Raw genomic sequence first — 8654 nt, forward strand, 5'->3', positions numbered from 1 at the left:
GGATTAGCTAAACGATCGCTTGTCACCTGCAAGTTTTTAATATGGGTGAGAGATCCATTGAGAAAAATTAAAAACTCGCTACACTATTGACAGCTCAAAATAGTTGGTACCTAGAAAAACGGTGACCATAATTCTAGATAAACGCTAGGAGACTAGCGTTAGTTGGACCATCTCCATACATATATAATAGCAAATTTTAAAATAAAAAAACTATCAACATTGTTACAAAATGTTAATAGTTTTTTTTAGTTATCTATCTAAATATTTTTGCATTTCTTCTTCAGGTACTAGGTTACCACCAGTAGCCCAGCAGATATGTGTTGCATTGTCCATCTTATCAAGTAGGTTATTATCCTTTAGATATTGTAAGGATTCTTCATGGTTAAATAACCCTACTGCACCGGCTATAGAAGCGCATGATGAAGGTTCGATTTTTATATCTTCTAGTCTATCTAAGTCTCTTAAGTGGTCGAACAATTCATCATCTTCACAAGTGATTACACCTGATAATAAGCTTTGTAGGTTTTCACCTGAAAACTTGGATGGTCTGGCAACTGATAAGCCGTCAGCTTCTGTAATGCCATCAATACCAAGATCGTGAACTGAAACATCTGAGTGTAATTTTGTAGATGCACCAATTAAAAACGATGGTATATGGGTAGTTTCTACAAAGAAGGCGTGGACATTGTCTCCCAAAACCTTTCTAAATCCGAAGGCAACCCCACCAGAAGATCCACCTACTCCACAAGGGCAGTAAACAAATACAGGATGGTCTTCATCAACCTTGATTCCCATTTCTTTTAATTGTTTTTCAGTCCTGATAGCTGAAGTTGAATAACCCTTGAAAAGGATTTTTGAGTTTTCATCATCAACAAAGTATGAATATGGGTCCTTATCAGAAATTTTTCTAGCTTCACTTATGGCATAAGAAAATTCACCATCATATTCTATAACAGTAGCACCTCTATCTCTTAAGTGGTCTTTTTTCCATTGTTTGGCATCATTTGACATATGAACAATAGCATTGAAACCAAGAGCGGCTGCCATTACACCTACAGAAATACCTAGGTTTCCTGTCGAAGCAACTTGTACTGTATATTGTGAGAATAAATCTTTAAATTCTTCATTTAAAAATTGAGTATAGTCTCTATTTTCATCAATTATCTTATGTTCTTTAGCTAAAGCTTCAGCAAAAACTAAAACTTCATATAGGCCACCCCTAGCTTTTATAGATCCTACAACTGGCATATGTGAATCTAATTTTAGGTAGAGATTTCCCTTAAGTCCATATTTGTCTTTGTATTCTTCTTGCATGTGTTTTAGGTGTACTAGGTCTGATTCTAGAATACCCTTAGTTTCTATAATCTCTGGAAATTCATCAGAAAACAATTCTACTAATAGAGGTCCAAATTTTGTAAATCTTTCATTAGCTTCTTCAATATCTTTATATGTAAATTCAACATTTTCCCAAGCTTCTTTTCCTGTTTTTCTATCTGGATTTATCCAAACAGTAGGTTCAAGTCTGGCAACTTTGGCTAAAATTGGGCTTTTGCTTATTAATTCATCAACTGTATACAAGATACACCTCCTTATAAATACCTATCTTACATTGTACCATTATAGGGTGAAAAATGTAATAGTCTAATAAAAAATATTATTTTAAGAAAACGGTGTCTTTATCATAAATAGTATTTTTAATATGGATATATTTATTAAATATAACAATTATAAAAATTATACTTAATTTATCATAAGAAAATTGCTATAAAATCAAACTTGATATAATATTAATTGTTAATACATTTTAAGGAGGAAACATGTATAGACAAAAAAGAATATTAGCATTTTTATTAGCTTTAATAGTTGGACTGGCACCAATTTCAACTGTATATGCTAACAATGCTCAAAGTACAACAAGCGAAGAAGTTGCTCAAATTGAAACTGAAGTTAAATACATATCAAAATATGGTAATATAACACTTGCAGTTTCACCTAAAGACTTTTTAGATAAAGGTTTTGAATATGGTGACATTATAGAAGTTACTGTAGGAGACACTAAACTAGAAATGCCTTTTGGTAAAAATTATAGTGATGTGGACACAAAATCATTAGTAACCATATATAATTATGATGAAAAGCATAAAGACGCAGAAAATGTTATTATAACAGCTATAAATATGGGGAATTTCTCTAAAACATATGGGGTAAAAGTCGGAGACAAAGTTACATATAAAATGGCAGAAAAAGCTGGTTACCTTTCAGAATTCCAATTAAGACAATTAACAAGGACCAATGACATAAAAGATTATGACAATGACCCTGTGAAATTCGCCAATTTTAGACCTATGAATACAAGCAAAATTGCTAAAAATAAATTTTATAGGTCTTCCAACCCAATAAATAATGTTATATCAAGAGCTTCATATGCTAATAAACTAGTAGAAGAAGCTGGCATTAAAGCTGTAATGAATCTGGCAGATACACCTGCAGATATAGAAGGGTATGCATTAAAAGAAGATTTCAATTCTGAATATTACTACAAATTATTTAAAGATGGAAAAGTTATTCCTCTAAGTATGTCAGTAGATGTATCAGGTAAGGACTTTTCTGAAAAATTAAATAGGGGTGTGAAATTTATCCTACAACATGAGGGGCCATACCTAGTTCATTGTAATGAAGGCAAGGATAGAGCAGGATTTGTATCTGCTGTTTTAGAAGCTCTAGCAGGTTCTTCATTTGATGAAATAGTAAAAGATTATATGGTAACATATGAAAACTACTACGGTGTAGAAAAAAACAGCGAACAATATGATAAAATAGCCCAATCTAATATTGTTACATCTATGCTTCAAACTGTTGCAAATGTAGATAAGAAAACAGAACCAAGCACAATAAATTGGGAAGAAGCAGTCAAGAGATATTTTAGAGAAGATGTAAAATTAACAGAAGAAGAAATTACAGGTTTACAAAACTTACTCAGAACTGGTCAAATAAAACTTGGTAAGGAAGCTTCAGATGCATGGTCTGGTCAAATCACAGAAATAGAAAAATATGGTCATGGTCAAACTGATATCACTATAAAAGATTTCCTAGCTATGGGCTATGAATTTGGTGATATCTTAGAAGTGGAATTTGATAATGGCTATAAGATTTCAGGACCATTTTTAGATAATTATTTTGTAGAACAAGGCGAGTTTTTAGTAAGAGCTTACCCAGGACATGAATATGTAGGCCTATGTATAAACTATGGCAAGCTTAATGAGATTGCTGGTATTAAGCCAGGAAGCAAGTTTAAGATAAGCATGAAAGAAAAGGCTGGATACTTGACTCAATATGAGATTAGAAAACTTGAAAGATCTAATGATATCAAGGACTATGACAATGATCCAGTAAAATTTGCAAACTTTAGAATGTTAAATAATAGAAATATTAGAGATAAGATTATATATAGAAGTTCAAGTCCTATTAACAATATATTAGGAAGAGCATCTTATGCTGATGATTTGATCAAGAAACATGGCATAAAATATGTAATAAACTTCTCTGATAACAAAGAAGATATAGAAAAATATATCAAGGCAGAGGACTTCAATTCACCTTATTACAAAGACTTATATGAAAAGGGAAATGTACTAGCATTAAATATAGGACTTGCCTATAAGAGTGATGACTTCCAACAAGCTATGACTCAAGCCTTAGAATTTATTGCTAAAAATGAAGGACCATTCTTATTCCATTGTATAGAAGGTAAGGATAGGACAGGTTACTTTGGTGCTTTGGTAAATGCATTGATGGGAGCAAGTAAGGAAGAAATAGTTAATGACTATATGAAGACCTATGAAAACTTCTATGGAGTAACTAAGGCTAACAAAGAAAAATATGACCTAATAGCCAATGATGTCCTAGATATGCTTAAATATATAACTGGATCAAATGATTTGGACAATATAAATATTCAAGAAAAAGCTAGAGCCTTTGTTTTAGAAAAAGGATTAAGTGAAAAAGATTTAGATTTAGTAATTAAACGTTTATCTAAGGTTGAAAATATAAAGGTAGAAGTTAAAAAACCTGCTAAGACTAGTCCAAAAACCAATGACTTTGGTATAATGACATTGACTTTAAATCTTGTATTATTATCAGCCCTTTATTTAGGAACAAAAAATAAAAAGAATAAAGTTAAATAATTAAGTAAAAAGCTGTTGCAGTTTAAATGCAACAGCTTTTGCTATTATTTGTCTTCTTTATCTTTTTCTTTTAATTCTTCTTCATTTAATTGATGTTCTTTTTCCAAGTTTTCTTGTTGTTTAAGTTCAGCTTCTTTTTCTTCTAATAAGGCTCTTTCTAATTTTTTACTTTCCATATTTCCTCCTTAAATTACTTTGATAGGATTATACCCAAAAATGTGATAATAGAATCATTAACTGATAATTTCTTATATCGCCTATAATTGAATATTTAGGGCTATTGTGATAATATTTAAGCATGTAATTTACACATTGGAGGGAAAATGGATATACCACAGGAATCTAGTGTCCCCATGAATTTTGAGGGGAATTTAACTGGACAAATTATATTAATAATATTACTTACTTTAATCAATGCTTTTTTCTCAGCGGCAGAAATGGCTATGGTTTCTGTAGACCAAAACAAGCTTAAAAATGATGCTGATGATGGAGACAAAAAAGCAGAAAAGATTTTAAAATTATTAGATAATCAATCAAATTTACTATCTGTTATACAAATAGCTATTACCTTATCAGGATTTTTTAATTCAGCAGCAGCTGCAACAGGGATATCACTTAAGTTAGCAAGATGGCTAGGCACATACAATATTCAGTATGCTGTTACTATATCCCAAGTACTTATAACTATATTGCTATCCTTTATTACTATAGTATTTGGTGAATTAGTTCCAAAAAGAGTCGCTATAGCCCAAAGTGAGAAAATAGCTAGGATGTCAGTAAATATCATGACTGTAACCAATGCTATATTTAAACCTTTTGTATGGCTTTTATCTTCAACAACCAATTTAGTTTTAAAAATATTTGGAATGGAAGTTGACGATGTTGAAGGGAAAATCACTATAAATGATATAAAATCTTTAGTTAAATTGGGGCATTCACAAGGGGTAATAGACAAGGTAGAAAGCGAAATGATCAATTCGGTTATATCATTTGACGAAACCTTTGCTGAAGAAATCATGACGCCAAGAACAGAAGTATTTATGATAGATATTGAAGATAATTTCCTTGAATACAAGGATGAAATGCTATCTTTAAAATATTCTAGGATACCAGTTTACAGTGAAGATATTGATAATATAATAGGTATACTATATTTAAAGGACTATCTATTAGAAGCCTATGTAAAAGGTTTTGAAAATGTAAAAATAGATAAGATTTTAAAACCTGCATATTTTGTACCTGAAAGAAAAAATATCAACGAATTATTTAATGAATTACAAACCAATAACCAACACATGGCCCTACTTATAGATGAATATGGTGGTTTTGCTGGACTAGTAACTATGGAAGACCTCATTGAAGAGATAGTAGGGGATATAGATGACGAATACGACACTAGTGATCCAGAAATCACCGAAATTGCAAGAAATGTATATCAATTAAAAGCATCTATGACTATCAAAGATTTCAACAACTTTACTGGAAGTGAAATCGATGAAGAAAGTGATGACTACGATACTATAGGTGGTTTTATAATTTATCTTTTAGGCTACATCCCAAATGAAGGGGATACTCCAAGTTTAGAATATGACAATTTAGATATAGAAGTTTTAAGGGTTCAAGATAAGAGGATACTTGAAGTTAAAATAACTGTCTATGATGAATTTGACAACCAAAGACCAGAAGAAAAAGAGGAAGAGAAGGATGAAGAAGATTAAAAAAGCTGTCGTACCAGTTGCTGGTATGGGAACTAGATTTCTACCATTTACCAAGGCTGTTCCTAAGGAAATGCTACCAATTATAGCAACACCAACTATACAAATAATAGTTGAAGAATTGGTGGACTCTGGTATAGAAGAAATATTATTCATAACAAATAGATACAAGCATCCTATCGAAGATCATTTTGATTATTCTTTTGAATTAGAAGCTAAGCTGGAAGCAAATGGCAAATATGACCAGTACAAAGAGATTAGACAAATAGCTGACCAAGCAGATTTCTACTACAAAAGACAAAAGGAAACAAAGGGTCTAGGTCATGCAATTTTACAAGGTAAAGAATTTGTTGGAAATGATCCCTTTGTAGTCGTTTTGGGTGATGATATAGTCTACAATCCAGACCAACCTGCTATAGGTCAGCTTATAGAGAGGTTTTATGAACTTGAAAAGGATGTTGTAGGTTGTAAAAAAGTTCCTATGTCTGAAATAAATAAGTATGGGTCAATAGAAGCTGATCAAATAGATGACAGGACCTATGATATCAAATACTGTATAGAAAAACCTAGCATAGAAGAGGCTCCATCTGATGTAGCTATACTAGGTAGATATGTATTTACCCCTAAGATTTTTGACCACATAGAAAAAACTAAGCCTGGAGTAGGTGGAGAAATCCAAATCACTGATGCTATTGATAGCTTAGCTAAAAGTGATGGTGTTTATGGTTACATCTATGAAGGTAAGAGGTATGATGTGGGAAGCAAGCTTGGATTTTTAGAAGCAACTGTAGAATATGCCCTGAGAGATGAAGAAGTAGGCAAAGAATTTGCAGAGTATTTGAAAAGAATAAAATAGAAGATTTAACTTTATAAACTTACATTTTGAACTGACTGCTACAAGTATGAAAAAACTACTTGAAGGGTCAGTTTTTTTGTTTTCAGCTATAATGACTAGAACATCAATAATGAATATTTAATATTGAAAATAAGTATTTATTATAGTAAAATAATAACAAATAAACGAGGAGGTGACTATGAAAGCAGATAATAAAAAAATTAAATTTTTTAGATCATTTGATAAAATAGGGGGAAATCTTAGAATTCTACTACTAACCATTGTCATTGCTTTTGTAGCAACTTCCTGCAAAGATAATGCTACAAGCCAAGAGGATGAAAAACCTAAACAAACACAAAATGAGGTCGAAACTAATACCAAGGTAGAGAAAGACAATCTTTATAAGGATAGAGATAAAGTATCATCTCTTATCGATCAAAATAAAATTTTTAATGAAGAAATTAACTACAAGATTGTTGATGATGAACCTATAATTTATATTCTTTTACAAAATGAAGAGATTGAACTTGAAGATTTAGACAAAATAAAAGTAGGTATATCAATAAAGGATTTTGATGATAGAAAACCAACATTTACGAATTTTGATAAATCAAAAAAATACTGGGAATTAGAATTAAAAGAAGGAAAGTTAGAAGGAATATATGATATAAATATTTCAAAAGACTCTGATTTGCTAGATGATAAAGATAAACAAGTATTGATGAGTAAAGATAAAAGAAAAGTGTTGGTAATTAACATTTTTGTCGACGAAGGCAGTCCTGTTAAGATTATAAACCATATATTGGATGAAGATTCGGGATTGTAAAATACAGATTTGAATTGAACAATCAACCCCAAAAAGCTGCTTTAGGAGTCAGCTTTTTGGGGTTGAATTTTTATTATAAATTTATGAAACTACATTTATTGGTTTATTATTTATAAATCCTTCTATATTTTCTAAAGTAATCTTAGCCCTTTTAATCATAGCTTCTTCTGTAAAGTAGCCAATATGTGGGCTTAGTAAGATATTTTTTGCTTTAAGTAATGACTCATCTTCATTTAGAGGAGGCTCTTTATCAAAAACATCTATTCCTGCTCCGCCGATTAGATCGTTATTTAGGGCGTTTTTAAGAGCTTCATTGTCTACAATTTGCCCTCTTGCACAGTTGATAAAAATAGCATCATTTTTCATGAGTTTAAATTCTTTTTCGCCAATTAGTCTTTCTGTGCTTTCATTATAAGGTAGGTGAAGACTTACGATATCAGACTGTTTCAATAGGTCTTCAAGTGATAGATATTTTCCGCCTAAATTTAAAATTTCTTTTTTCTCACTATTTGAATAGGCTAGGATCTCACAGCCAAAGGCATGGAAGAGTTTTGCAGTCTCACATCCGATAGCTCCTGTTCCTATAATTCCAACCTTTTTACCTTTTAACTCTCTAAATCTGTAACCGACCTTAGTTTTAAGTTCTCTTGTTTTTTCATCCATTGAAATAATATTTCTATAAAGGTCAAGGGCCATTCCTACTGCAAGTTCAGCTACAGCAGTGTTGGCATAGCCGGAAGCATTTGAAACAAGGATGTTTCTTTCCTTGCAGGCTTCCATGTCCACATGGTCAAAACCGGTAAAAGCAACAGCTATCATCTTTAAGTTTTTAGCACTTTTTATAGCTCTGGCACCGAGTGGGCTATTTGCTATAACTAGGATATCAGTGTCTTTCATTCTTTCAATCTGTTCATTCTCATCTTTTGCGATAGTATCATAAATTTCTAGCTTATGACCGCTGTCAGTAAGTTTCTTAAAAATATTTTTTAATTGGTCCTCTTCAACTGCAAGAGGCTCTAGAATTGTTATTTTCATGATTACTCCTTGTATAATGAACACATAGTAATTAGTGTTCTTTTTTTCTTTTTACTATA

Annotated in this window: 7 protein-coding genes; 4 read left to right on the plus strand and 3 right to left on the minus strand. The window is 31.5% G+C overall.

The annotated features are described in order from the left end of the window. Window positions 1-249: 249 nt before the first annotated feature. Entirely contained in the window at window positions 250-1578 is a 1329-nt protein-coding gene (locus Q0U66_RS04600) for a D-serine ammonia-lyase (RefSeq protein ID WP_297377937.1), read from the minus strand. Window positions 1579-1817: 239 nt separating this feature from the next. Between Q0U66_RS04600 and Q0U66_RS04605 the strand changes: the two genes are divergently transcribed. After that, the gene (locus tag Q0U66_RS04605) at window positions 1818-4184 is read left to right on the plus strand and encodes a tyrosine-protein phosphatase (protein WP_297377940.1); all 2367 of its coding nucleotides are present in this window, start codon (window positions 1818-1820) and stop codon (window positions 4182-4184) included. A 44-nt stretch (window positions 4185-4228) separates the two neighbouring features. On the opposite strand, the gene Q0U66_RS04610 is transcribed toward Q0U66_RS04605, so the two are convergent. Beyond that, window positions 4229-4360 carry a hypothetical protein gene (locus tag Q0U66_RS04610; protein ID WP_297377943.1) on the minus strand — a complete coding sequence of 44 codons (132 nt, stop codon included), beginning with the start codon at window positions 4358-4360 and terminating at the stop codon, window positions 4229-4231. A gap of 147 nt (window positions 4361-4507) precedes the next feature. Here Q0U66_RS04610 and Q0U66_RS04615 point away from each other — a divergent pair, with 147 nt between their 5' ends. The 3 genes from Q0U66_RS04615 to Q0U66_RS04625 all read left to right on the plus strand — a co-directional run bounded on the left by Q0U66_RS04615 (window position 4508) and on the right by Q0U66_RS04625 (window position 7560). Then, entirely contained in the window at window positions 4508-5902 is a 1395-nt protein-coding gene (locus Q0U66_RS04615) for a hemolysin family protein (RefSeq protein WP_297377945.1), read from the plus strand. After that, window positions 5889-6755: a UTP--glucose-1-phosphate uridylyltransferase GalU gene (galU, locus tag Q0U66_RS04620; protein WP_297377947.1), complete on the plus strand. Its 867-nt coding sequence runs from the start codon at window positions 5889-5891 to the stop codon at window positions 6753-6755. Before Q0U66_RS04615 ends, galU begins: the two co-directional genes overlap by 14 nt. A 178-nt stretch (window positions 6756-6933) precedes the next feature. Next, the gene (locus Q0U66_RS04625; RefSeq protein ID WP_297377950.1) at window positions 6934-7560 is read left to right on the plus strand and encodes a hypothetical protein; all 627 of its coding nucleotides are present in this window, start codon (window positions 6934-6936) and stop codon (window positions 7558-7560) included. A gap of 81 nt (window positions 7561-7641) precedes the next feature. Here Q0U66_RS04625 and Q0U66_RS04630 read toward each other — a convergent pair whose 3' ends face one another. Further along, window positions 7642-8595 carry an NAD(P)-dependent oxidoreductase gene (locus Q0U66_RS04630; protein WP_297377953.1) on the minus strand — a complete coding sequence of 318 codons (954 nt, stop codon included), beginning with the start codon at window positions 8593-8595 and terminating at the stop codon, window positions 7642-7644. Window positions 8596-8654 lie beyond the last annotated feature (59 nt).

This window comes from uncultured Helcococcus sp., assembly GCF_946998255.1.
In the GTDB taxonomy this organism is placed as follows: domain Bacteria; phylum Bacillota; class Clostridia; order Tissierellales; family Peptoniphilaceae; genus Helcococcus.